23 protein-coding genes, 1 tRNA gene and 1 pseudogene are annotated in these 22,334 nt (G+C 51.7%); 10 read left to right on the forward strand and 15 right to left on the reverse strand.

Translation table 11 applies throughout. The features are described from left to right. Positions 1-151 precede the first annotated feature (151 nt). The 5 genes from RAL90_RS07085 to RAL90_RS07105 all read left to right on the forward strand — a co-directional run bounded on the left by RAL90_RS07085 (position 152) and on the right by RAL90_RS07105 (position 5,878). On the forward strand, positions 152-2,254 hold the full coding sequence (locus tag RAL90_RS07085; RefSeq protein WP_306253815.1) for a TonB-dependent siderophore receptor: 2,103 nt from the start codon (positions 152-154) through the stop codon (positions 2,252-2,254). Between the two features lie 117 nt (positions 2,255-2,371). Further along, entirely contained in the window at positions 2,372-2,620 is a 249-nt protein-coding gene (locus RAL90_RS07090; protein WP_306253816.1) for an accessory factor UbiK family protein, read from the forward strand. A 170-nt stretch (positions 2,621-2,790) separates the two neighbouring features. After that, the gene (locus RAL90_RS07095; protein ID WP_306253817.1) at positions 2,791-3,291 is read left to right on the forward strand and encodes a YbjN domain-containing protein; all 501 of its coding nucleotides are present in this window, start codon (positions 2,791-2,793) and stop codon (positions 3,289-3,291) included. Positions 3,292-3,338: 47 nt separating this feature from the next. Next, positions 3,339-4,163, forward strand: coding sequence for a pyrroline-5-carboxylate reductase (gene proC, locus RAL90_RS07100; protein ID WP_306253818.1), 825 nt, complete (start codon positions 3,339-3,341; stop codon positions 4,161-4,163). 110 nt (positions 4,164-4,273) lie between these two features. Beyond that, entirely contained in the window at positions 4,274-5,878 is a 1,605-nt protein-coding gene (locus RAL90_RS07105; protein WP_306253819.1) for a GMC family oxidoreductase, read from the forward strand. A gap of 12 nt (positions 5,879-5,890) precedes the next feature. Here the strand turns inward: RAL90_RS07105 and RAL90_RS07110 are convergent, their stop codons facing one another. Together RAL90_RS07110 and RAL90_RS07115 are read right to left on the reverse strand one after the other, a co-directional pair. Continuing rightward, positions 5,891-8,446, reverse strand: a complete 2,556-nt coding sequence (locus tag RAL90_RS07110; protein WP_306253820.1) for a transglycosylase domain-containing protein — start codon at positions 8,444-8,446, stop codon at positions 5,891-5,893. 28 nt (positions 8,447-8,474) lie between these two features. Beyond that, positions 8,475-9,233, reverse strand: a complete 759-nt coding sequence (locus RAL90_RS07115; protein WP_306253821.1) for an NAD kinase — start codon at positions 9,231-9,233, stop codon at positions 8,475-8,477. A 147-nt stretch (positions 9,234-9,380) separates the two neighbouring features. Between RAL90_RS07115 and RAL90_RS07120 the strand changes: the two genes are divergently transcribed. Then, entirely contained in the window at positions 9,381-10,232 is an 852-nt protein-coding gene (locus RAL90_RS07120; RefSeq protein WP_306253822.1) for a class II aldolase/adducin family protein, read from the forward strand. Positions 10,233-10,261: 29 nt separating this feature from the next. On the opposite strand, the gene RAL90_RS07125 is transcribed toward RAL90_RS07120, so the two are convergent. Both RAL90_RS07125 and RAL90_RS07130 read right to left on the reverse strand, forming a co-directional pair. Beyond that, positions 10,262-10,678, reverse strand: a complete 417-nt coding sequence (locus RAL90_RS07125) for a VOC family protein (RefSeq protein ID WP_306253823.1) — start codon at positions 10,676-10,678, stop codon at positions 10,262-10,264. Between the two features lie 10 nt (positions 10,679-10,688). After that, on the reverse strand, positions 10,689-11,123 hold the full coding sequence (locus tag RAL90_RS07130) for a cytochrome c family protein (RefSeq protein WP_306253824.1): 435 nt from the start codon (positions 11,121-11,123) through the stop codon (positions 10,689-10,691). 109 nt (positions 11,124-11,232) lie between these two features. Here RAL90_RS07130 and RAL90_RS07135 point away from each other — a divergent pair. After that, a tRNA-Thr gene (locus RAL90_RS07135) sits at positions 11,233-11,308 on the forward strand. Here the strand turns inward: RAL90_RS07135 and RAL90_RS16315 are convergent. After that, on the reverse strand, positions 11,271-12,635 hold the full coding sequence (locus RAL90_RS16315; RefSeq protein WP_372340445.1) for a recombinase zinc beta ribbon domain-containing protein: 1,365 nt from the start codon (positions 12,633-12,635) through the stop codon (positions 11,271-11,273). The genes RAL90_RS07135 and RAL90_RS16315 overlap by 38 nt on opposite strands. On the opposite strand from RAL90_RS16315, the gene RAL90_RS07140 reads away from it, so the two are divergent. Together RAL90_RS07140 and RAL90_RS07145 are read left to right on the forward strand one after the other, a co-directional pair. Then, positions 12,634-13,131 (forward strand): colicin D domain-containing protein, encoded by a 498-nt coding sequence (locus RAL90_RS07140; RefSeq protein ID WP_306253825.1) that lies wholly within the window; start codon positions 12,634-12,636, stop codon positions 13,129-13,131. The two genes, RAL90_RS16315 and RAL90_RS07140, sit on opposite strands and share 2 nt — an antisense overlap. Before the next feature lie 7 nt (positions 13,132-13,138). Beyond that, a complete protein-coding gene (locus tag RAL90_RS07145; RefSeq protein ID WP_306253826.1) occupies positions 13,139-13,438 on the forward strand; it encodes a colicin immunity domain-containing protein in 300 nt (99 codons plus the stop codon). 215 nt (positions 13,439-13,653) lie between these two features. On the opposite strand, the gene RAL90_RS07150 is transcribed toward RAL90_RS07145, so the two are convergent. From RAL90_RS07150 to mobC, 3 genes are read right to left on the reverse strand one after another with little or no spacing between them, the layout of a single operon-like run. Then, positions 13,654-13,881: a hypothetical protein gene (locus RAL90_RS07150; protein ID WP_306253827.1), complete on the reverse strand. Its 228-nt coding sequence runs from the start codon at positions 13,879-13,881 to the stop codon at positions 13,654-13,656. A 3-nt stretch (positions 13,882-13,884) separates the two neighbouring features. Next, on the reverse strand, positions 13,885-15,168 hold the full coding sequence (locus RAL90_RS07155) for a relaxase/mobilization nuclease domain-containing protein (RefSeq protein ID WP_306253828.1): 1,284 nt from the start codon (positions 15,166-15,168) through the stop codon (positions 13,885-13,887). Next, the gene (gene mobC / locus RAL90_RS07160) at positions 15,165-15,566 is read right to left on the reverse strand and encodes a plasmid mobilization relaxosome protein MobC (protein WP_306253829.1); all 402 of its coding nucleotides are present in this window, start codon (positions 15,564-15,566) and stop codon (positions 15,165-15,167) included. The genes RAL90_RS07155 and mobC overlap by 4 nt, the downstream gene beginning before the upstream one ends. Before the next feature lie 302 nt (positions 15,567-15,868). Between mobC and RAL90_RS07165 the strand changes: the two genes are divergently transcribed. Beyond that, positions 15,869-16,894, forward strand: a complete 1,026-nt coding sequence (locus tag RAL90_RS07165) for a hypothetical protein (protein WP_306253830.1) — start codon at positions 15,869-15,871, stop codon at positions 16,892-16,894. 127 nt (positions 16,895-17,021) lie between these two features. Here the strand turns inward: RAL90_RS07165 and RAL90_RS16320 are convergent. The 7 genes and pseudogenes from RAL90_RS16320 to RAL90_RS07195 all read right to left on the reverse strand — a co-directional run. Next, positions 17,022-17,201, reverse strand: a pseudogene (locus RAL90_RS16320) (IS3 family transposase); the annotation flags it as partial. A gap of 27 nt (positions 17,202-17,228) precedes the next feature. After that, positions 17,229-17,579 carry a DUF6614 family protein gene (locus RAL90_RS07170; protein WP_306253831.1) on the reverse strand — a complete coding sequence of 117 codons (351 nt, stop codon included), beginning with the start codon at positions 17,577-17,579 and terminating at the stop codon, positions 17,229-17,231. A 290-nt stretch (positions 17,580-17,869) separates the two neighbouring features. Then, positions 17,870-18,400, reverse strand: coding sequence for a DUF3299 domain-containing protein (locus tag RAL90_RS07175; RefSeq protein WP_306253832.1), 531 nt, complete (start codon positions 18,398-18,400; stop codon positions 17,870-17,872). 91 nt (positions 18,401-18,491) lie between these two features. After that, positions 18,492-19,943: an FtsX-like permease family protein gene (locus tag RAL90_RS07180; RefSeq protein WP_306253833.1), complete on the reverse strand. Its 1,452-nt coding sequence runs from the start codon at positions 19,941-19,943 to the stop codon at positions 18,492-18,494. Beyond that, the gene (locus RAL90_RS07185; protein WP_306253834.1) at positions 19,943-20,656 is read right to left on the reverse strand and encodes an ABC transporter ATP-binding protein; all 714 of its coding nucleotides are present in this window, start codon (positions 20,654-20,656) and stop codon (positions 19,943-19,945) included. The genes RAL90_RS07180 and RAL90_RS07185 overlap by 1 nt, the downstream gene beginning before the upstream one ends. 134 nt (positions 20,657-20,790) lie before the next feature. Further along, a complete protein-coding gene (locus RAL90_RS07190; RefSeq protein WP_306253835.1) occupies positions 20,791-21,447 on the reverse strand; it encodes a transmembrane anchor protein in 657 nt (218 codons plus the stop codon). Positions 21,448-21,468: 21 nt separating this feature from the next. Next, positions 21,469-22,116 (reverse strand): HupE/UreJ family protein, encoded by a 648-nt coding sequence (locus tag RAL90_RS07195; RefSeq protein WP_372340446.1) that lies wholly within the window; start codon positions 22,114-22,116, stop codon positions 21,469-21,471. Positions 22,117-22,334: the final 218 nt, after the last annotated feature.

Here is a 22,334-nt window from a genome sequence, read left to right on the forward strand (position 1 = left end):
CAGCTCCGGTGTCGTCACCTTGTTCGTTGTTGAATTTTTGTCACGCTTTGCCGACCGACGGCAGAAAATTTCAAAAAAGGCAGTTTTTAAGATTGATTATCAGTTTCTCCGAGCGCATAGCTATTTGAGAATAATTATCAGGGGCAATCTCATGTCAGTCAAACAGTACAGTTTCATCCTATCAACAGCGCTTTACGCAGCCTTGATGACGACGTCTGCGCTTGCCACTGAAATGGCAGATGAAATCATTGTTGAGGGTAAGGTTCATTACTCAGACAAGGTCAATGCCTTGAGAAGCCCGACACCGATCATCGACGTGCCGCAGAGCCTCTCAATCATCACAGCTGATGAAATCCGGTCCCGTGGTTTTCTCAGCATTGGCGAAATTATTGACTATACGCCGGGGGTGAACACCTCTCAGGGGGAAGGACACAGGGATGCTATTGTCTTTCGCGGTGTGCGCTCAACAGCCGACTTCTTTCTCGATGGGGTCCGGGATGATGTGCAGTATTATCGCCCGCTTTATAATCTGGAGCAGGTAGAAATCCTGCGTGGGCCCAATGCGCTGTTGTTCGGCCGCGGCGGCACAGGTGGCATTCTGAACCGCGTCACCAAAAAGGGTGTGATAGGCGAGAATTTCAACAGTCTTGAAGCCGGCATCGACACTTTCGGCGCGTATGATATTGCCATCGACAGTAATTACGCGGCGTCAGAAACATCTGCGTTGCGTTTGAACGCCTACTATTCCGAGTTGGAAAACCACCGTGATTTTTACGATGGCGAGCGCGTTGGCATCAACCCGACCTACAAAGTCGAGGTCAGCCCGGCGACGATGCTCGATCTTTCATACGAGTATGCTGACCATGAGCGTTTTGTGGACCGTGGTATTCCAACAGGCGCAGATGGTCGTCCGGTTGAAGCCTTGCAGGATATTGTTTTTGCGGATCCTGAAGGTAACTTTACTCAGCTTGAAGCACACATCCTGCGGGCGACGTTGCAACATGAGTTCTCTGATAGTCTCAAAGGCAATCTCAATGCCTTTTACGGCGACTATGACAAGCTGTATCAGAATTTCTTCGCCACAGACTATGTTGAAGCCACAAACATCGTCGAACTGGACGGTTACATCGATACAACTACCCGGCAAAACCTGATTCTGTCCGGTAATCTGATTGGTGAATTTGTTACCGGCGACTTCAGCCATACACTGATTACGGGGGCAGAATATATTGACACCGCCTCCGATCAGGATCGCTTCAATTCGCTCTTTAGTGGCTCAAACGATGATAAAGAAACATTCATCGCGACGCGACCTCTCGCATTCAGCGGAGGTGTCGGTGTCAACGCAGCAGGCAATCCTACCAGCAATGATTTTACGGTCGATCTGAATGACGATACGCGCGTTAGTATAGACATTTTTTCCGCCTATATTCAGGATGAAATAGAGATTTCCGAGAAACTGGACCTGATCATTGGGGCGCGGTTCGACAGTTTCGACATTGAAGTATTCAACGTTCCAGCCAATGAAACACGTACACGCACTGATGAGGAAGTCTCGCCGCGCTTCGGCCTCGTCTACAAGCCACAAGAGAATATTTCCTTATACGGTAGTTATAGTGAGTCCTTCCTGCCACGCAGCGGCGAACAGTTCGCCAATATCAACGGTAACAATGATGCGCTTGATCCCAATACGTTCACCAATAGTGAGGTTGGGCTCAAATGGGATTTCGAGACGGGACTGAGCCTGACCGCCGCCTTCTTTGAAATTGAACAGAGTTCACCGCAGGTTGCGGATAATGATCCGGCCACGCTAGATGTGATAGATTCCGAAATTACCGGTTTCGAGTTGCAACTGCGCGGCACGGTTACTGACAAGTGGTATGTCTCTGCTGGCTACAGCTATCTTGACGGTGAGCAGGTCGACCGTTCAGGGCCGACAGGTTTGCGTCCACGGGAGTTGCCTGAAAATACATTCTCGATCTGGAATAATTTTCTCGTCACGGACAGATTCGGGTTTGGTCTGGGTCTGACCTATCAGGATGAGACATTCATCGATAATGGGAACACAGCTATCTTGCCTGACTATACTCGCATTGATGCGGCTGCTTATTATGAGGTCACGGAAGACCTTCGCCTCCGTATCAATATCGAGAACTTGACCGACGAATTATATTTCCCCAATGCGCACAGCACACATCAGGCCAGCGTTGGCGCACCATTGAATGCCCGCTTCTCCGTGAGCAAGAAGTTCTAGGGGCAAGTTCAGGGGCCGGACAGGGTGTAGCAGTATCTGCTACACTACTGATAAATATGCATATTTGCATTTTCGGACGAGGTGCTTAAGTGAGTGTTCAAGCAAGTGGAGCAGCAAATGCAAACTCAGAACCCGATTTTTGAACAGATGGCCAAGGCCATGACTGAAGCAGCTGGCGCGGCCGATGGTGTTCGGCGCGAGGCAGAGACTGTAATGAAGAGCCAGCTGCAGAGAATGCTTGCTGACAGTGATCTGGTGCAGCGGGAAGAGTTTGAAGCTGTGCAGGAAATGGCAGCGAAAGCCAGAGCCGAAAATGACGAGCTGCGTGCCCGCCTTGAGGCGCTGGAAGCCAGGCTGGCCGATTGAGCCAGACTATTTTCACTGGCAAATTTACATAGACACGTTGCTTTTTCGGCGCAGTGGAAAGCTGGTTTTCAACCATGCCTCATGAATCATTGAGTCAGCCTGCGACTCGCCCCGCTATGTTGATGTGAGTGACGGGCTGAACCGTTGCTCCGGCAAAACGGGAAAAATGCATGTCCTTACAAGTCACAACAGAAGTTGAACTTAACGACCCCCTTGATGTCATCGAAACAGTCGCTGCCCAGTCGTCCATGAATGTTGAGCGGGTGGACGCTACAGAACTCCACGTCAATGTTGACGGGATGTGGCGCGATATTGCTGTCTGGTTTGCATGGCGGGAAGACATGCGCGTGCTGCAGATGGGCGCACCGCTTGAACTCAAAGTGCCTGCCGTCAAGACAAGTGAAGTTTGCAAGTTGCTGGCGAAAGTGAATGAGCGGGTCTGGCTTGGACATTTTGACCTGTGGTCAGATGACAATGGCATTGTTTACCGGAACGGGGCAGTCCTGTCAGAAATGGCTGACTTCGATCAGGTTCAGGCCGAGATCCTCATCCGCGGCGCATCAGAAGCATTCGAACGGTTTTATCCTGCGTTTAATTATGTCATCTGGGGCGGCAAAACCGCTGAAGAGGCACTGGAAGCGTCCCTGTTTGAAGTGCAGGGCACTGCCTGATATCAGGGTTGCTTGCAGCCCGAACAAGGCCGGTCTAGCTTGCTTCAATGACAGATAAACACGCCGTATTACTCATAGGTGCCGGTTCAATGGGCGGTGCCATGTTGAAAGGCTGGCTCAAGGCCGGATTACTTGACCCTGAAAAATCAGCGGTCGTTGATCCGAACCTTCCAGAAGATCTTGCGGCGCAGGCAGATGGTTATGGTCTGTCGGTCAATCCTGTCACTGACACATCTTATGATGTATGCGTCATTGCGGTAAAGCCGCAGCTCTTTCCGGTTGTCATCCCGGTGCTTGGCTGGCCCGATATGGCGAAGACGGTGTACATTTCGATAGCTGCCGGTAAGTCCATCGCTGCGACCAGTTTGCACCTTAAAGAAGCGGGTGTTGAAGATGCATCGATCATCAGGGTGATGCCCAATCTGCCTGTTGCGGTCGGCGAGGGGATATCCCTTTTATATGCTGAAGACAGCGTCTCCTCCTTACAGCGGCAGATTGCCACAAGCCTTGTCGAGGCCACGGGGCAGGCAATCTGGGTGCGCAGCGAAGCGGAAATTGATACCGGCATGAGTATTTCCGCCTGCGGTCCGGCTTATGTCTTTTTACTGGTGGAGGCCATGGAAGAGGCAGGCATTACCGCCGGACTGGCGCCGGAAACAGCCGCTCGTCTGGCGCGGGAAACCGTGATCGGGGCAAGCGCGCTCATGTCTGAAGACCAGCGCGCGGCCTCATCCTTGCGCGAAGCAGTGACCTCAAAGGGGGGAACAACAGCGGAAGCGTTGAAGGTTCTCGACAAGGCAGATGGATTGCGAAAACTGATGAGCGAGGCTGTTCAGGCGGCGACCAGCCGTGCGCAGGCCCTCAGGGATTAAGGCACAAGTGGTTGCTTCGTTCCTGAAAGCATTTTCCACGACCTGCGTCAGAATATTTCGATTTTCTGTAAAGTGTGCTTCCCTTGTGGCTGGAGACAGATGAGAAAAATATGCAAACAACATTCGACTATATTATCGTAGGTGCCGGGTCTGCTGGTTGCGTCATGGCCAGTCGCCTGTCTGAGAACCCACGCATATCCATCTGTCTGCTCGAGGCCGGCAAGAATGATACAGATTTTCGGATTCATGTGCCGGCCATGCTGCCGGAATTGCTTGGCTCCACCGTTATCGACTGGAACTATTACACTGAGCCGCAGGAAAACCTTGATCGCCGCCGCCTGTTCTGGCCGCGGGGCAAGACACTAGGCGGTTCTTCCAGCCTAAACGGAATGTGTTACCAGCGCGGTGATCTCAGCGACTATGATGATTGGGCGGCAGCTGGGGCAGAGGGCTGGTCAGCGATGGATGCCCTGCATTATTTCAAAAAATCCGAAGACTATTCCGGTGGCGAAAGCCAATGGCATGGCGCTGGTGGGCCCTTGGGTGTGCGCAAGGCCGACTGGGTCATGCCAGCGACCGAGCGCTTTATCGAGGCCGGGGTGCAGGCTGGGTATCGACATATAGATGATTTCCATGCAGATGGCCGGGAAGGTGTTGGGTATTATGATACCACCATACGCAATGGTCGGCGCTGTTCAACGGCAACGGGCTATCTGCCAAAAGACGTGCGTAGCCGACCCAACCTTACCATCCTGACCGAAGCGTTGGTCCGTAAGGTTCACTTTGATGGCAAAAAAGCCAGCTCCGTGCGCACATCTTTGAGTGGCACAATGACGGAACTGACAGCGGCAAAGGAACTGATCTTGTGTGGCGGCGCCATCAACACACCACAATTACTTCTTCTGTCCGGTGTGGGGCCTGCGGATCATCTGGCTGAGCATAATATCGAGATGGTGAGTGACCTGCCAGGGGTCGGCAGTAATCTTCAGGATCATCTTGATATCTCACTAATGTTCAGGACCAGGCCGGGGTCAACCTTTGGCTACACTTTCGGCAGTCTGCCCGGCATCATGAAAGGTGTTGGGGAATATATGGGCAAAAAGTCAGGCCTTTTTGCCTCTAATTTTGCGGAAGCGACAGGCTTTGCCAAATCTTCTCCTGACCTTTCCAAGGCAGATATTCAGTTTATTTTCCTTCCGGCTTTGGGTGAGGATCATGCAAAGACCAAGATCTGGGGTAAGCAGGGGCTGACAATCCACGCCTGCTGTCTCTATCCCAAGTCAACTGGCACCATTCGTCTTGCCTCAACCGACCCCAAGCGCCATCCTTTGATCGATCCACATTATCTTGATGCGGAGGAAGATATGTTCGTGTTGATTGAGGGAGCTAAACAGGCGCTGGAAATCAGCAGGCAGTCAGCGCTGGCGGACATTATTACAGGATTTTGGGCGCCTGAAGAAGAGCCGGGTAATGAAGCTGACTGGGCCAAGTTTATCCGCTCCCGTGCAGAAACCATTTATCATCCCGTAGGCACAGCCAAGATGGGACAGCGCACCGACGATATGGCTGTCACGGATGCGCAAGGTAGAGTGCACGGGCTGGACAATCTGCGCATTGTTGATGCATCGCTAATGCCGATTGTCGTAGGGGGTAACACCAATGCGCCTGTGGTCATGATGGCAGAAAAAATCGTTGAGCAAATGTTGTCAGCCTGATTGTTCAGCACTTTAGTAACTGGAAACGGTTCCCAGGCGGCCAACGACCTGACCAGATCTTACAGGCGGATTTTCTGGCCTTAGAGGTCGCCGTTGACTTGTTGCACCAGTGATTGTCCTGCCTGTGACGGTGCCATAAGTATAGCCACCGTCACGCTCGCGCTCACGCCGAAAACGCTCTTCCTCGGCCTGGCGCTGTTCTTCAAGGCGCTGTTGCTGACGCCAACTGAGGCCGCGCATGTCGTAGCGCTCATAACCAGCGTAGCGTGCATAATAATCATCCGACCATATCCCGAGCGTATTTTCACGCGCGCGGTTTTCAGAGGCAATATACCCGGAGGGCGCACCGTAAAGAGTGCGTGCCCAGCCCTTTTCCAGTATCATTTCTGCGAGATCATTTTCTCCAGCCCGACAGGTTGCATATCCATCTGTCAGTTCACACACGACTTCTACATTTGCGAAGCCGTCTGTCATCTCCTGATGTACCTGATAATATGACCCATAAGGAGAAACTGGTTGTATATATTCGAGATAAAGTTCCTGATCTGCAACGCTTAAATAGCCATATTCTGAAATGCGGGCGGGTCCAATCAGTTTCCGTTTTTCTTCGCGCCAGTTTGAAAAGGGTTGCTGCTTATCTTGTTCTTCGTTGGCGATATCCAGTAGCGGTCTTTTTTGAAACCGTAACGTATTCTGTTCCGCTGCCAGAACAGGGCCGGCTTGGGTCATGAAGTTCTTCCAGATGACCGCGGGCAAAGAACCACCGGTGACTTTGTTCATGGGGCTGTAATCATCATTACCCAGCCATACACCGACAATGAGTTCGTCTGTAAAGCCGATATACCAGGCGTCGCGATGGTCCTGGGTTGTGCCGGTTTTGCCAAACGATGCCGCATTAATACGCGCGGCATGTCCAGTACCAGCCTGCACGTTGCCATACATCAGGTGCAGGAGATCTGACGACGGTGCTTCCCGTATAAGCGCCGGCCGGGGTTTGTCCCGCGTATGGAGATAAGGCTCAACCATGTGCCCCTTGGCGATAGACGCATAAGCGGCGACCATATTCAGCAGCGTCGTCTCCGTCACACCAAGTGCAAGGCTGGGATAGGCTTCAAGGTTAGCCTTAACGCCGGCACGTTGTGCTGCCTTGATGACCCGGTCTCGGCCCACCCACTCCTGAACGCGCAGTGCTGCGGCGTTGCTTGAAAAAGCAAAAGCCTGCCGGGTGGTCAGAAGGCCACGCTGCGCGTTATTGTAATTTGTTGGCTGATAAAGCTCAGATTTTCCGGGGATCTCGAGACTGAACGGAATGTCCGCGACAATATCATCCAGTTTCCACCCCTGGCGCAGCGCAGCGTCATAGACAAACACCTTGAATAATGAGCCGGGCTGACGATTGGCCTGCGTTGCGCGGTTGAACTGGCTGGCTGTATAATCCAGACCGCCGACCATGGCCACGATCTCTCCATTGGGTCGCATGGCAACCAGTGCTGCCTCTGATACTGCAGAAGACTGACGTGTCTTGTCATCAAGTGTGTACTGCAAAACGGATTGCGCAATATCCTGATAGGCAGGATCGAGCGTTGTTTCTACATGAAGGATATCACGGGTACTGAAATCGCTCAGTGTCGCAACAGCGTGATCCAGAAAGTGGCCACGCGGTTCTGGCTTCGGCTCCAGTACATCAAGTAACTCCAGTTCATAATGCGCAACCTGCCCGTCGAGCAGCGACAAGGTACCTGTTTCAATCATCGCCTCAAGCACGAGGTGCCCTCTGGCGCGTGCTGCATCGAGAGCTATATGTGGTGCGTTGCGCCCGGGCGCCTTGATGCAACCAGCGAGTAGGGCGCTTTCTGCGACAGTCAGTTCCGCAGCCTCTTTACCAAAATAACTTTCTGCAGCAGCCTCAATGCCATACGCATTATTGCCAAAATAGACTGTGTACAAATACTCTTCGAGAATGCGTTCCTTGCTCCAGCGGCGCTCAAGTTGCAATGCGATGACAGCTTCCTGCATCTTGCGTGAAACTGTCTGTTCTGCACTAAGATATATATTCTTGACGAGCTGCTGGGTGATCGTGCTGCCGCCCTCGACAATATACCCTGCCTCGTAATTAGATTTCAGTGCCCGCAGGATGCCATATGTATCAACGCCCTGATGGTCAAAAAACCGTCTGTCCTCAATGGCGATGAAGGCTGCGATTGTGTGGTCGGGCAGGGCCGTCAGGGATACCGCCCGCCTGTGTGGACCGCGAATACCTATTTCGTCTCCATGCGTATCATAGAAAATAACACTTTGCAGATTATTGACAGGTGCACGCTCGGGCAGGGGGGCGCTTAGCAAGGCATTGATGTATGGCAGGCCAACCGCAAAAGGGGCAGCAACAAGCGCCAGGCAGGCACCGATCGCAATGACTGATTTCCGGCCAAATTTGAAAGAAGACCTCATGCTGACCTTACGCCTGAACAGACGGGCGAGTTCCAGCCAGCCGTCAGTTAATTTCGACGGCTGCAAGCCATTCAATCTATGGAGAAGGAGCACCATGCCCATACCCTTTCTGGTTGCCATACCATGCCTTCGCTCAACTGCTTACTTACTAATAAGCAAACTGTTCGCGGATGATACGCTCCTCCAGGGAATGTTCAGGGTCATAAAGAAGTGTCATTTCCTTGTCCTGACGTTCATAAATTTCCACCATCCGGATACGCCGAACTTCATAATTGTCAGCTACAGCAGAAACGGGGCGAAATTCTGGCTGGTGTGCCTCAATCTTCACAGTTGCGTCATGGGGCAAAAGCGCCCCGCGCCAGCGTCGCGGGCGAAAGGCGCTGATGGGAGTCAGGGCAAGTAATTGCGATCCGACGGGCAGAATTGGCCCATGCGCCGAGAGATTATAGGCTGTTGACCCGGCGGGTGTTGCGAGCATGATCCCGTCGCAGATCAGTTCTTCCATGCGCAGTTTGTCATTCACATAGATCGACAGATGCGCCGTCTGATGAATCTCACGCAGGAGCGACACTTCATTGATCGCCATGGCTGTGTCCTGCTTGCCACTCGTCGAGGTGGAACGCATCTCCAGCGGATGGATGATAGCGCGCTCGGCAGCATTGATCCGCTCCAGCAGGTTGTCCGGTTCCAAACCATTCATGAGGAAGCCGATCGTGCCCCGGTTGATGCCGTAGACAGGTTTGCAAAGGTCCATATGCGTTTTCAGTGTCTCAAGCATAAAGCCATCACCACCGATGGGCGCCAGGACATCAGCGTCCTGTGGCGCGGTATTGCCATATTTTGCAACCAGGGCGTCCATGGCAGTCTGGGCATCAGGCTTCTGGCTGGCCGAAAACGCTATCTTCATTGATTTCTCTCTTCCTTGGGCTCCTTTACCAGCCGTGGGGGTGAGCGGTCCAGCAGGATTATGTTGCTGTGCAGTATCTGCAGTGAGGACTGGTTTCGCCGCACAGGCGGCTGTAAGGTGCCAGCAACGAATTGAAGGAGACCCCAGATGAACGTACAGGATTCCAGCAAGGTTGATCAGGCCGCTCTCGCCGGTGTGGTTGCAGGCTTCGATATCCCTGATCCGACTAAGATCGAGCGCCTGGAGGGTAAGGTCAGTGATGCGGAATGGCGACTGCGCCTTGATCTGGCGGCCCTGTATCGCTTGACCGCGCTTTATGGCTGGACGGATCTGGTCTTTACACACATTTCAGTGCGCCTGCCGGATGAAGACGGTTCACCGCGTTTCCTGATTAACCCCTATGGTGTCATGTTTGATGAAATGACGGCCTCGAGCCTCATCAAGATTGATATGGACGGTAACATCAAGCAGGACACGTCCTACTTTGTGAACCCGGCAGGATTTACCATTCACAGCGCCGTTCACATGCACAGACATGATGCCCGCTGCGTCATGCATGTGCACACCCCATACGGGGTTGCTGTGTCCGTGCAGAAGGAAGGCCTGCGCAAATATACGCAGTTTGCCATGGTCGTGCATGATGATGTGGCGTATCATGATTATGAAGGCATCGCCCTGGATCTGGACGAGCGTGAGCGTTTGGTACGTGACCTTGGCGACAAGAACTTCATCATCCTGCGCAATCACGGCACCCTGACGACAGGGCCAAATTGCGCCATCGCTTTCCTGCGTATGTATTTTCTGGAGCAGGCCTGCAAGGCCCAGATATTTGCGCAGTCTGTGGGCAGTCCGGATGGATTGATTGAAGAGACTGACGATATGTCCGCGCGCGTTCTGCAACAGGGGGCTGCTGGCTTTGCGGAAGGATTGGGCGATAATCTGGTCTGGCCTGGTCTGATCCGTCGCCTGAACAGAATGAACCCGGGATACAATCACTAAGGGCAGGGAGCGGCCCAGGCCCCGTCCAGTCAGTTACCGTCTTGCGGGTTACTCTCGAACAATCCACATACGGCACCTGCGGGGTCTTCAATAACGCAGAAGTTGCTGGCACCCATCGTGATGACTTTTGTCAGCCGCTTGCCCCCCAGCCTGTCACAGGCGGCAAGGCTCTCACCCAGATCTGCCACACCGAAATATAAAAGCCATTGCGACGGAAAGTCAGCAAGTTCACCGACCTTGTTGCAGATGCCCGCTACGACATTTGCGTGCTCGGCTGGCTTGCCGGGCGTATCGCCCGGCGCAACCATGGAAAAATCTGTGCGACCCGCCATCTCGACCGGCTGTGAGGACCATCCGATAACGGCTTCGTAAAAGGCCCGAACATTGTCAGCATCCGGCACTGTCAGGTCTGTCCATAAAATATGGCCGATATTCTGTCCCGGCATGGTGCGCTTCCTATTTCAGCGTCTTCAGATAAGCGATCACGTCCCGCCGGTTGGCGGCATTGGGCTCGCCGGCATAGGCCATGCGCCCGCGTGGCACGACGGCGATTGGGCGTTCAAGATAGGCATCAAGCGTTGCCTCATCCCATGTCAGGTCGGAATTGAGCAAGGCTTGCGAATAGGCGAAATCATCAAAGCGCGCGGCTGGCGCCTCATAAATGCCAAAGAGATTAGGCCCTACGCGGTGCCCAACCCCTTCTTTGACATCATGGCAGACGGCGCAGGCCAGAAACAGCTTCTGGCCGTTTTCAGCACTGGCGGGTGTGGACAGTCTCTCGTCTGTGGAGGCGGGGCCGGCGGGCGCCGTTTTCCCCTCCGGTGGCGCTGTGCCCTGGCTGCACGCTGAAAGCGCGAGGAGGCAAACAGGCAGGATATGGTGTAGTTTCATGACAATTCCCGGTAATTTTTACCGCTTTTCTATAGGCCACGCCCGGCGCGTCTGTCATGTTCAATAATCGGTTGACGCGCCCGCGAAATTGACTAAAAGACGCGCTCTCGCCCCTATAGCTCAGCTGGTAGAGCAACTGATTTGTAATCAGTAGGTCCGCGGTTCGAGTCCGTGTGGGGGCACCATATGACACGAGTTGTTGTTAATTCCTTCTAAGACCTTGAAAGGAATGGAAAAATCGGCGGTTCGAAACCCTGAATCACGGTCGTATTCAGGATTGTTCAAAAACGCCAGTTTGAGCAAGGTTCTCCGGTGGTTGAGCTCCTCTGAAGCCCAGAGTTTATAGGGGTTTGAGAGAAACGACATGGCGGTTCGAAATGTCCGCTCAAATCCCGCTTTCGGTTTCTCAATTTCTTCTGCGAGTTCCTTCAATTCGACCTTGCGCACATCCAGTGTCTGGATGCGTTTTTCGTATGCGGAGATTACGCTGTCATTTTCTGCGTCTACGATCCGGTCGAGTAATTGAGTGACCTGATGGTCAATCTTGGCGTGCTCTTTTCGAATGGTATCTAGGCGCTTCTTGTTCTGGCTCTGACGTGAATTCCAGATGTCATTGAACATTTCACTGGCAATGGTCAGGAGTGTGCGAGATGGCTTCAGCCTCTTGATAACCTCTTCAAACCGAGTGTGCATGTCACTGCGTTTGATAGACTTTCGGTATTCGGTACAAGATCGGCTAAAGCAGAAGTAATAAGCGTATCGCTTGCTGCGCCCGGTTGAGAAACCACCTGTAAGCGGTCCACCACATGAACCGCATTTGACAAACCCACGAAGCGGGAAGGCTTCATCATCATTTTTACGGGCACAAACCTTGGCTTTGCTGTTCAGACGATCCTGAATGCGTTTGAAGGTTGAAAAATCGATAAGTGGCGGATGCCGCCCTTCAACCATTGTGATGCCTTTATCAGGCAGGTCGATATATCCTGAATATATTATGCGTGTCAGCATTTCATAAACACGCTGCACTCTGACAATGCCTTCTCTGTTTCTTGGGTAGACTCCGGAGTTTTCCAAGAAGCGCTTAACTTCCGATTGGGTGCCAAAGCGACCAGAGGCGAACCCTTCAAGAGCTTCCTGTACAATGCTGGCGAGTGGTTCATCCCTGACCAGTATTTTGCCTTGTCCCTTTGTGGCCTTGTAGCGGTATCCCGGAGGGGCGGGATACGTCCAGTATCCGTTCATGATCCGGGCGCGAACACGGTTGCGAACCTGTTCGGCATTTTTCTGGCGGTGATGTTGTGAAACTGATGCTAGCAAGTGTTCAACCAGTATGGAGTCTGAATCTTCTCCGAACTCGATACTTGGGCTTTCCAGCCGCCCGCCAGCTTTCATGATGGCAAGCCGCAGTTTCAGGTGTGCATCGACATCACGGGCAAGCCGCGAGATGTCATCAATAATGACAACGGGCTTGTATTTGCGGTGGCTTCTCAGAAAGCACAGGAGTTTTTTCATGCCTGGCCGATCAATAACTGCTGAGCTTAGTACTGGCGATGGGGTGGAGACTCGATCCGGACAAGTCCTGATCTTACAGGAAATTGAGAAGACGGATCGTTATGAGAAGACTTTCAATCTTACGGTGGCAGATTTTCATACTTTTTTTGTTGGTGAAGATTATGCGAAAGTACATAATACTGATCCTTGCAATGCAATATTCGCGACGCAAAAATTACAAAGTAAGTTTAAGCATGCTGAAGATTTTGGAGTATTCGGTAACTGGAGCCCGGCTAACGGAGCAAAGTTCCAGGACGCATTGGTCAGTCATTTGAATGCTGATACGACTATTCCGTGGGGGGTTTACAGAGTTAACTCCGCTCATAAAGTGTTTTTTAATAACGCTACAAACAATGCTGTAGTATTAGGACCTAATAATGAATTCATTACGGGTTTTAATATTGTGCCTAATACAAAACAATGGCATAACTATATCAAGAATGGCAATTTACATTAGGCTTGGGATGAGTGGAACTCTTTATTATTATGCAAAAGAATTTCTTGATAAGAATATTGATGTAGACGTTTTTGCAGAAACGTTCATCACGCTCAGGAATATTGAGAATCGAAATAGCATTCCAGTTGTTGATCGCTATAACGATATAGGTGGAGTTGTTGACTCTATCTTTGTGGCCTGTGATGCATATAGTCCAAATCCTGACAGAGATGATTGGGAGATTGACGCCGAGCAACTTAAGAGTGAGGTAAAGCAACTTATTGAGTCTGTGGCTGAACCTGATTACAAATCAAGGCCGCGGATGTAAAGTTTTATCTTAACGACTGGAGCTGGTATAGAATTGCTGACCTGAGCCCCAATTAGTCCCTCATTTAAAAGGTGAGGCCATCTCTTAAGTGACGTGCTTCCTTAAATCTGGACCATTTATGGCTAGAATTTTCTAATTTGGGGTGGACCACTCCGAAAAAAGTGACCCATAAATTGATTTAGTTCTGGCGTTCACTGAAACGCTTATTTTCCAGATCAGAGTTGCAACCCATTTTCTCTCAGCACCTTGACTTTCTCTTCCCCCACGACGTTGAAATAGGCAGTAAGACGATTGAACTCGTCTGATCGCTCCGGATCAAACTGGCTGAAGAATGATTGCCTGAATTCATCGGTACAAGTGCGGAGTGGATAGTAATGTAGGTCAATGTATATGCTGAGGCGTTGTGCGTTTATGTTCTGTGTAGAATTTTTATCGCTGGTCATGTTCTACCTTTCTAGTTTGGGTTCATGTTTTTGCTGTGCTTGTCGGCACAGGTGTTGTTCTATGTCTCTGGAAGCAGTTCGCTTCTGTATTTGATTTTCCTGATAATCGCGTTTGATCTCCCTGAAGTCTTTACGCTGCTTGCTCAAAGCGAAGGTATGCATTTCTTTTTGTGCTTTCCGGGTTTCCAGTTGCTGGAAGATAAGTTGATCTTTCTCTCGTCGGTCACGGACCAAGCTATCCCAGGTCTCTTGTTCGTTTCGCCGTTTGATCTGTGCATGACGCCCTCGAACGCGATCCCATAATCCAAGCACCCCATGACGAAAGCGGTGAGCCCTGAGTTTTGCTTCTTGCGTTGAGCGTGCCGTCTGGCGTTTGTCTAATGCTGCCCGTTCACGTTTTTGCTGATTGACTAAGTTGTTGCGAGCTTGCTTGTGGTTATCTTTGAGTGAATTGCGCAGGCTTAGTTGATGTTCAATCATCCGCTTGAGTTGCGGTGCCAATTCAGCGGTGAGTTGTGCCGTGGCTTCACGCGTATCTAGCAGATGTTCCGGCGACCCCAGTTTCTGCCTGACATCCTTGGCTTTGAGACCGATTTTCCGAGTTATGGCATGAACCTCGCCGTGGTAGTCTACAGCGACAAAGCCGCGTCTGTCCCCACGTGCCAGGATGTATCCACGCTCTTTCAAGGCATTCGCAAATGAAGTTCTTGAGTCCGAAATTGACCACGACTCCTGAATGGCAGAAGTAACTTCATGCGGGTCTCTCATCGCGCGCTTTGCCTGTTGCCATTCTGCAAGTGTAAAGTTCTTGAGGTCACGTTCTTGGCTGTTCATCAGCCCACGAGGTATCTTCCAGTCATTTTCGAGATAGAGCTCACGAGAGATTTCTCTTAGCTTCAGCTTGGAGAAAGAAAGCTGCCGGGCTGTCATGGTTTCAGCATCAATTCTGCTCCAAACCACATGGCAGTGCCGCCGCCCGTCTTTTTCGTGAAAGACAATGGCGCGAGGCTGACCCTTCAAGCCAAGTTTGCTTTCAACCCGGTCAATGGTTTGTTTAAATAAGTCCGTCGAGACGACTTCTTGTTGAGGCGGGTTCAGCGACAACGAATAGAGATATTGATCGCACTTCGTATTCCGGCTCAGTGCATGGGCCTCTTTGAATGCCCCATGAAGGTCATCGGATATGAAACCGCGAAGATCATACAACTCTATATGATCATTTTCTTGTTTCAGGAGGTGGGTTGCTAGATTTTGCCCACCGCCGCGTTGGCTTCCGTTCAGGATCATGCTTGTAACCCCATGGCCTCAATCATGGCTGTTTTCATCGCTTGAACATCGGAGCAGGCTTCCACCAGCAACTCCTTTGTATCATCGTCAATAGTGAGGGTGCCTGTATTGGCGGCTTTCGCCAGTTGGTTGAGATTATTGGCAATGTTGGACCTTCCGAGGAGCCCCAGGACTTTGCCCAGTGCTTGCTGGTCTTTGACTGGTTGACGCGACTTCCTGCGCTTTTTGGGGATGCTCTCCCCGAAGAGGCATAGTCGGATGTAGGCGCTGAGGCTTAAATCCCCGGCGTCAGTTTCCAGCCTTGATCTTTCCTCGGGTAACAAACGCACCGAAACAGGTGTTGGGCGCTTGTCTTTGGATTTTGTACTGACTTGGTTGAATTCATTGCTGAGAGTCATCTGATAGCTCCGACAAAAGCGTGTCGGTGCTGGCTAAATGATTGTTCCACCGGGCTAATTCTTCGAATAATTGGTTCGAAGTCTCACCTGTCAGGTGCACCAGAAAGGCCAGCAAAAACAATGAATTCAGCGGAACCACCTTGGGTAATGCGAATTGTCGTTTATGAAAACTGGCCCCGGGCCGCACCGGGGCCGCACATGGTAGACTCCATTAGAAGTCCGTTTGTGTCGATTGTAAGAACGTAGCCTCGGCTGCTAATTCCATTCTTGATTTCCATGAGAAACTCGAATGGAATTGTAGGATGACAGGAAAATCTCTTCCACCACTAGATATTGTTAATCGTATTAATCACGCTCCTCATGTTGTTATTTTGGGAGCGGGAGCAAGTCGGGCATGTTGTTTAAACGGGGACAAATCTGGGTCGAAGCTCCCTTTGATGGCCGACTATATTGATGTGCTCGACCTGAAGGAAGAGGTGTCAAATGCTGGTTTCAACGTAAATGAAAATTTCGAGGCAATTTACAGCTCTGCTGCAACAAAGGGAATGATCGATTTCGTAGAAATACTCGAGAGAAGGACAAACGAATATTTTTCCACGCTTGAATTGCCAGAACAAGCAACCCTTTATGACTATTTGATTCTCTCCCTTCGCCCGAAGGATATTATTGTCACATTCAACTGGGACCCTCTTTTGCCACAAGCATTTAAGAGATGGCGACATTTGGGGCCGGTTCTTCCAAAACTGGCATTTCTTCATGGGAACGTTGACGTTTGTGTCAATACGGAGAAAAAGCAAGTTCGTTTTTGCTCAGATCACCCAACAAATAATGACGGGTTTTCAAAAAGTAAATTACTTTACCCAGTTCTTGAAAAGAACTACACAGACGATCCCTTTATATCTCATGAATGGCAAAATGCCACGACCCACCTTCGAGACGCGTATTTGGTTACAGTAATTGGATATAGCGCGCCAATGTCGGATGTCGAAGCGCGAAGCCTTTTACTGGAGGCCTGGAGAAAAAACCCTACACAAACTTTAGGTGAGATGTTCCTAATTGACGTGCGATCCGAAGACGAAGTGCGCAAGGATTGGGATGATTTCATATCCGGCACTCATAGTTCAGTTTCCCAGAAATACGACGAGGGATATTTAATGAGGCATCCTCGCAGAACTTGTGAAGCATTTGCGTTTGCAACTCTACAACAAACGCCATGGAAAGAAGATAGACTGTCCACTGGCGTACCATTTTCAGAACTTGAGGCTTGGTTTGCTCCTTTGATCGAGGAAGAATTAAAGGGAACCCTTTCAGGAAGCCCCCTCCATTAATTAAGCTGGGAGTGCATATTTTAACCTCCCAGCTTAATTAGCATTAAACCGCATTCCACAAGAGCGCCATTTCTCCTTCTAGCCCGCCTGCAGCTGGCGCGTGACCTGCTCCCCATGATGCCCATGGTCAAAAGGTGAGTATTTTACTTTCATAGTTGATGTTTTGAGTGTTGGCGAGCGCGGTGTGCGTGGAACCATCCAATAGCTCAAACGCATGCCCCACGATTGCCGGTGGTTTTCCGTTGTGGGCGGAATGAGACCTGATATTATTGTAATCATAGCGCCATCGGGAGATTTTGCGCCGAGCGTCAGCGGGGCTATGTCAAATTCGATACTAGACTAAAGCAATCCGTTCACGTTGCTCCGGATCGGGATAGGGTCTGTACAAACCAGTCTGAACAGATTCAATCATTGAATGCATCTGTTCATAGCGACGGGTGTGTTCTTCACCGATCCCGGACAATGCGGCAAAGGTATTTTCCAAAGACGCCATGCCTTCGAGTTCGATTTCAAGAATGAAATCTGTATGCTCCCCTGAAGCAAGGCCGAATTTTCGCCGGAAAAGCCGCCAACCAAGAATAAGTTGCTCGTTTTCGAGGTGCCCTAGCCAAGCTTCTGTCGCTGCTGCAAAAGCTAGCGAGCGGTCGGCACTCTTCAGTTCTATCATGCAATGGTATAGGTTCATGTTAGCGGCTCCTATTGGTAGGCTTTCTTCAATTTTATCAAATGAGAGTTGATAGTTTATTATATGAGAAAGAATTGGTGCCTTGAATGACCGCTAGCGACTCTAATCTACCAGACCGGCCATTATTGATCTGGAAGTCGGACACCGTTGTTATGCCCCACATTTTCATGTGCCAGTCCTGTGTAGACCTTCAGGGATCGTCGGTCTCATGTTCAAAGCCATATGTAGCTTGATTTGAGTGATCTGGGCTATTTTTGGTGAGATGTCTGATCTCCTTTATCCCTCACACCCTATTCATACGGCTCCATGCGTTCCAGCTCCAGTGTGTAGGCGGCGTTGCCGAGATCGTTGTAGTTGCGCTCTGCGCGCATCGTGCCGATCAGCCAGACGGGGTCCCAGATACCGCGCAGCTTCACGTTTTCTTCCGAGGTCACATAAACGATCTGGTTTGGCGGCGGGGGCGGCACATGAACGCAGGCGCCGAAATAGGGGACCAGCAGGAATTCGTTGACGTTCCCCTCGCTGGCAAACTCCAGCGCGAGCGCAAAACCCGGGATTTTGACATACTCACCGTCCAGTTCTTCCACGGTGTTGAAGGTGCCGTATTGCACCGGCGGGAAGCCGCCCATTTCGCCGCCACCAAGGTCACCCGTCATGTCGCCGAACAGGGGAATGGACTGCTCATGCTGGACATTGTTGCCAGGCCCCGCATCCTCGCCTGCCGGCAGCAAGTCGTCCCAGCCGATCTCCCGCGGCTCTTTGGCCATCGCGGACGGGCTGACCGCAAAAATCATCAGGATGAGAAACAGTGCAACTCTCATGTCAGGTATCCTTGTTACTTATCCTTCAAATACGATCCCCGGCCCGGGTTGGCCAGTGACAATGACGTCAGCCACAGCAAACAGACAGAGGTCAAACCCGGATTGTCAGCCCGTCGCTGAGCGAATCCCGGAACGCTTTCCAGGCCGGGAACAGCGACATGAGCGCGGCAAGGAAGGTGACGCCCGCCACCAGCAACAGGTCAAAAAGACCGGGTTTCTGGCTGATGATGGCAGCAAAGGCGGGGATGCTGGCGCTGTCGGCAAACAGAGTGCCGGCCATCCAGAAACCACCATACAGGATACCCAGCCCCAGCAGCGCGCCAACAAAGGCACTCAGCATGGTTTCGCAGACAAGCAGGCTGAAAATATGCCCCGGACGCGCGCCCAGCGCCCGCAGGATAGCCATTTCCCGGCGGCGTTCATTCAGGCTGGCAAGAATGCGGATCAGCATCCCGATGAGACCAACGGCAATGACGAAAGCGGAAATGGCGAACAGCGCTTTTTCCGCGACACCAAACATGGACCATAGTTGTTGCAGGGTGACCCCAGGCAGGATCGCCATCAGCGCCTCGCCCTGATAATTGTTGACCTGTCCCTGCAGGCGCAGAGCCAGCGGCCGGGATGTCATGCCCACGAGGAAGGCAGAGATCTGTCCCGGCTCATGTGCATGATCGTGGTCATGATCATGACCTTCCGGATGGTTAGCGCTTTCATTATGGGCTGGGTCACCGTCTTCAGCGTGACCCTCATGACCATGGCTGTCATGGTCATGACTTTCATGGTCATCATGATGTGCATGGTCGTCGGGCGCGCCAGCTCCTTCATGATGATGCGCATCGCTGTGCTCATCATGCGTACTCGGCTCTGTGCGCGGTGTATTCGTCGGTGCAGGACTGCTTTCATCCGCATGAACCAGTTCCAGCCCGTCAAGCGTGACATGAACCGAAGCATCAACGGGGGTTCCCGTCGGGCGCAGAATGCCGGTAATCTCGAATTCAGCTTCCTGATGTTCGGCGAAAGCGGCCGAGACGAGACCATGGGCAATGCGAATCCTGTCGCCCAGCGCATAGCCCAGATCAGCGGCAACCGTTGCGCCGATCACCACATCCGTCGGGGCATCAAAGATGCCACCTTCAGCGAAGGCGAGATTGCGCTGCTGGCCATATTTATAATGTTCAAAATAGTTGTTGTCCGTACCCACCACACGATAGCCCTGATGGGAGTCCCCAAGAGACAGCGGGATCGTCCAGGCCACATCCGGCCGGTTGGCCACAAGCTGATAGCTTTCCCAGCTGATACCAGGGGTGCCTTCACCAATCCGGAAGATCGTGTACAGAAGAAGATTGATCTGTCCGGTACGCGCCCCGATGATGAGGTCCGTGCCGGAAATTGTGGTTTCAAACCCGGTGCGCACCCCTTCGCGGATTTTCTCAACACCGGCGAACAGGGTGACGCTGAGGGCGAGCGACAGGACCGTGAGAAAAACACTGACACGCCGGTTGAGCAGGCTTTTATAGCTGAGAGACAGGAGCGGGAAACGCATCAGGCAGTCTCCCGCTGTCTGGCACTGTATGCCGTGTTGATTTGCTCCAGCATGATGGCCCGGTCAAAGCTGTCAGTCAGGGTCCGGTCATGGCTGACAAACAGGACAGCCGCGCCAGCCCGGTCAGCTTCTTCCAGCAGGAGGGTAAGGAAGTCCCGCTTGGCATCCTCATCAAGGGAGGATGTTGGCTCATCGGCAATGACCAGTTTGGGGGACCCGATCAGCGCCCGCGCGGTCGCCACCCGCTGCTGCTGACCGATACTAAGCGCTGTGACAGAGCGTTTCAGCAGCGCAGGGTCTTCCAGGCCAAGGGTTTGCAGCAGACGCTTGGCGATGGCTGAGGTGCTGCCTTGCACATTGCCCGCACGGACACTCGACAGGCGGCAGGGCAGGGTGACATTTTCGACAACTGAGAGATACGGCACCAGATTGAAGCTCTGGAAGATATAGCCAATATGGTCGGCGCGGATCATGTCGCGCTTGCTTGCCCGGAGGCTGACAAAATCCTGCCCCAGCACATTAAGGGTGCCAGCGGCCCCTTCCACAACGCCGGTAATCAGGCCCAGCAGCGTGCTCTTGCCAGAACCGCTGTGGCCGGCGAGCATCACTTTTTCGCCCTGCGCGATGGTGAGCGCCTCAATATCAAGCAGGGGCTGATTGCGCTGATAGGCAAAAGTCAGGTTCTTGACTTCTATCGCCGGATGGATCGACATACGCGACTTTCCTCTGAAACCAAGGACAGCATAGCTGGCTTATGGCAGAATATGAAGACGGTTCCTGATCGGCTTTTCCGTGCGTTGCCTGGTTGAGCAGCTGGGCGGATATACTGTTTCCGCTTTTGGCTACTTTACAGAACGCGTCTCACTTCAGCGTAAGCGCCGCGCACGCGAAGAGTGAATGTGACTGCCTCGCCGCTGCGGTTTCGCCAGAACCAGCCATGAGAACCATCAAATGCCGCAGTTAATTTTCCTGCACCACCCTCTACGGCACGGCCCCGTTTGTAACTTGTCGATTCGCCGGTTGTTCCATCCCCATGAAGATCATAATTGAGGTGTCCATTGGCAACGACCCATTCATATTCTGCGACAGCACCTTTTGACATCACCAGCTTGATTTCGGCAGCGGCATCAGGGGCGAGCGTTAGTGTACGCTCATCCTGCCAGACAGGGACTGCCGATTCTGTTGGTATCGGTGCTGTGACCGGTTCCTCAGAGGCCACGGATTTTGACTCAACGGGTTCAAGCGCCGTTTCAGGGGCAACTGTAGCTGCTTCAACAACACTGAGGCCATCTGCTTCAGCTTCTTGATGCAACTGCATCTTGATCTCACCCATCTGCGCAAGACCAAGGACACGTCCGATCCTTGTCGGATCAATGCCATATTCAGCCGGTAAAACAACGGTGACCAGCAATATGGCAGCTACGCCAAAAGCAATGGCCGTCGAGCGCAGTAACTGCCGTGTCGTGGGAAGTTCGTCTTTGTCTGGTGTATTTGCGTTGTACATGACTGACCTTTACGATTTTGGCTAAGCGACAAAATACCCTGTCAGTTGGTAGCCAATTAAGATGAACCCCGCGGCCATAAGCAGCATGTTGGCCGTGTAAGCGTGACGAAAAAAACTCTCAGTACGGCGCCAAAATCCCATCACGATTAAGATAGCACTTAGCGCCAGGATCTGACCTATTTCCACGCCGACATTAAACGCGAGCAAATTTGGCAGTAACCCGTCCGGAGAAATCTCGTAGTCGATAATTTTGCTTGCGAGACCCATGCCGTGGAATAAGCCAAAAACTAACGTGGCTGCTTTGGTATTGGGCTGAAAGCCAAACCACCGTTGATAAGCACCCATATTATCAAGTGCTTTGTACACAACAGAAAGGCCAATGATGGCATCGATGATGTAGCTGTTAATTCCAAAACCGAAATAAACACCGGCAAGCATTGTGGTGGAATGACCAATGGCAAACAGACTGACATAGGTTGCAACTTCCTTCATTCGGTAAAGGAAAAAAATAACCCCCAGCAGAAAAAGGATGTGGTCATATCCGGTAATCATGTGCTTTGCGCCGAGATACAGAAATGCCGTCAGGTGAACACCGGATGTTTCCTGAATGTAACCCTTATCGCCCTCGATAACGGAATGGGCCGCAGCATCGGGAGCAATACAGAACATTAGTCCGGCGACCGATAAAATAGCCGCGCAGTAAAGTAGTTTGTTCAATTTCAGCATCGTTCCCATTTCGCCAAATGGCAAATCTGATCATGTTTTATCGGGTGTCTAATTATGGGTAAAGCAGTTTTGGAAACTGTTTCAACGTAGGATCGGAAGCCACCGATATTTAAGGCCTACGTTTTCGCCCTGCACAATGGTGAGCGCTTCAATATCAAGTA

It is taken from the genome of Parvularcula sp. IMCC14364, assembly GCF_030758415.1.
Lineage (GTDB): Bacteria > Pseudomonadota > Alphaproteobacteria > Caulobacterales > Parvularculaceae > Aquisalinus.

Excerpts from the sequence above, each read along its gene's own strand:
- RAL90_RS16315 (WP_372340445.1), bottom strand. The coding sequence starts at position 12,635 with ATGAAAAAACTCCTGTGCTTTCTGAGAAGCCACCGCAAATACAAGCCC.
- RAL90_RS07140 (WP_306253825.1), top strand. The coding sequence starts at position 12,634 with ATGCCTGGCCGATCAATAACTGCTGAGCTTAGTACTGGCGATGGGGTG.
- mobC (WP_306253829.1), bottom strand. The coding sequence starts at position 15,566 with ATGACTCTCAGCAATGAATTCAACCAAGTCAGTACAAAATCCAAAGAC.
- RAL90_RS07125 (WP_306253823.1), bottom strand. The coding sequence starts at position 10,678 with ATGCCGGGACAGAATATCGGCCATATTTTATGGACAGACCTGACAGTG.
- RAL90_RS07110 (WP_306253820.1), bottom strand. The coding sequence starts at position 8,446 with ATGGCAACCAGAAAGGGTATGGGCATGGTGCTCCTTCTCCATAGATTG.
- RAL90_RS07105 (WP_306253819.1), top strand. The coding sequence starts at position 4,274 with ATGCAAACAACATTCGACTATATTATCGTAGGTGCCGGGTCTGCTGGT.
- RAL90_RS07090 (WP_306253816.1), top strand. The coding sequence starts at position 2,372 with ATGCAAACTCAGAACCCGATTTTTGAACAGATGGCCAAGGCCATGACT.
- RAL90_RS07170 (WP_306253831.1), bottom strand. The coding sequence starts at position 17,579 with ATGAACCTATACCATTGCATGATAGAACTGAAGAGTGCCGACCGCTCG.
- RAL90_RS07145 (WP_306253826.1), top strand. The coding sequence starts at position 13,139 with ATGAGTGGAACTCTTTATTATTATGCAAAAGAATTTCTTGATAAGAAT.
- RAL90_RS07085 (WP_306253815.1), top strand. The coding sequence starts at position 152 with ATGTCAGTCAAACAGTACAGTTTCATCCTATCAACAGCGCTTTACGCA.
- RAL90_RS07180 (WP_306253833.1), bottom strand. The coding sequence starts at position 19,943 with ATGCGTTTCCCGCTCCTGTCTCTCAGCTATAAAAGCCTGCTCAACCGG.
- RAL90_RS07115 (WP_306253821.1), bottom strand. The coding sequence starts at position 9,233 with ATGAAGATAGCGTTTTCGGCCAGCCAGAAGCCTGATGCCCAGACTGCC.
- RAL90_RS07155 (WP_306253828.1), bottom strand. The coding sequence starts at position 15,168 with ATGATCCTGAACGGAAGCCAACGCGGCGGTGGGCAAAATCTAGCAACC.
- RAL90_RS07175 (WP_306253832.1), bottom strand. The coding sequence starts at position 18,400 with ATGAGAGTTGCACTGTTTCTCATCCTGATGATTTTTGCGGTCAGCCCG.
- RAL90_RS07150 (WP_306253827.1), bottom strand. The coding sequence starts at position 13,881 with ATGACCAGCGATAAAAATTCTACACAGAACATAAACGCACAACGCCTC.
- RAL90_RS07095 (WP_306253817.1), top strand. The coding sequence starts at position 2,791 with ATGTCCTTACAAGTCACAACAGAAGTTGAACTTAACGACCCCCTTGAT.
- RAL90_RS07195 (WP_372340446.1), bottom strand. The coding sequence starts at position 22,116 with ATGTTCTGTATTGCTCCCGATGCTGCGGCCCATTCCGTTATCGAGGGC.
- RAL90_RS07185 (WP_306253834.1), bottom strand. The coding sequence starts at position 20,656 with ATGTCGATCCATCCGGCGATAGAAGTCAAGAACCTGACTTTTGCCTAT.
- RAL90_RS07130 (WP_306253824.1), bottom strand. The coding sequence starts at position 11,123 with ATGAAACTACACCATATCCTGCCTGTTTGCCTCCTCGCGCTTTCAGCG.
- RAL90_RS07120 (WP_306253822.1), top strand. The coding sequence starts at position 9,381 with ATGAACGTACAGGATTCCAGCAAGGTTGATCAGGCCGCTCTCGCCGGT.
- RAL90_RS07165 (WP_306253830.1), top strand. The coding sequence starts at position 15,869 with ATGACAGGAAAATCTCTTCCACCACTAGATATTGTTAATCGTATTAAT.
- proC (WP_306253818.1), top strand. The coding sequence starts at position 3,339 with ATGACAGATAAACACGCCGTATTACTCATAGGTGCCGGTTCAATGGGC.
- RAL90_RS07190 (WP_306253835.1), bottom strand. The coding sequence starts at position 21,447 with ATGTACAACGCAAATACACCAGACAAAGACGAACTTCCCACGACACGG.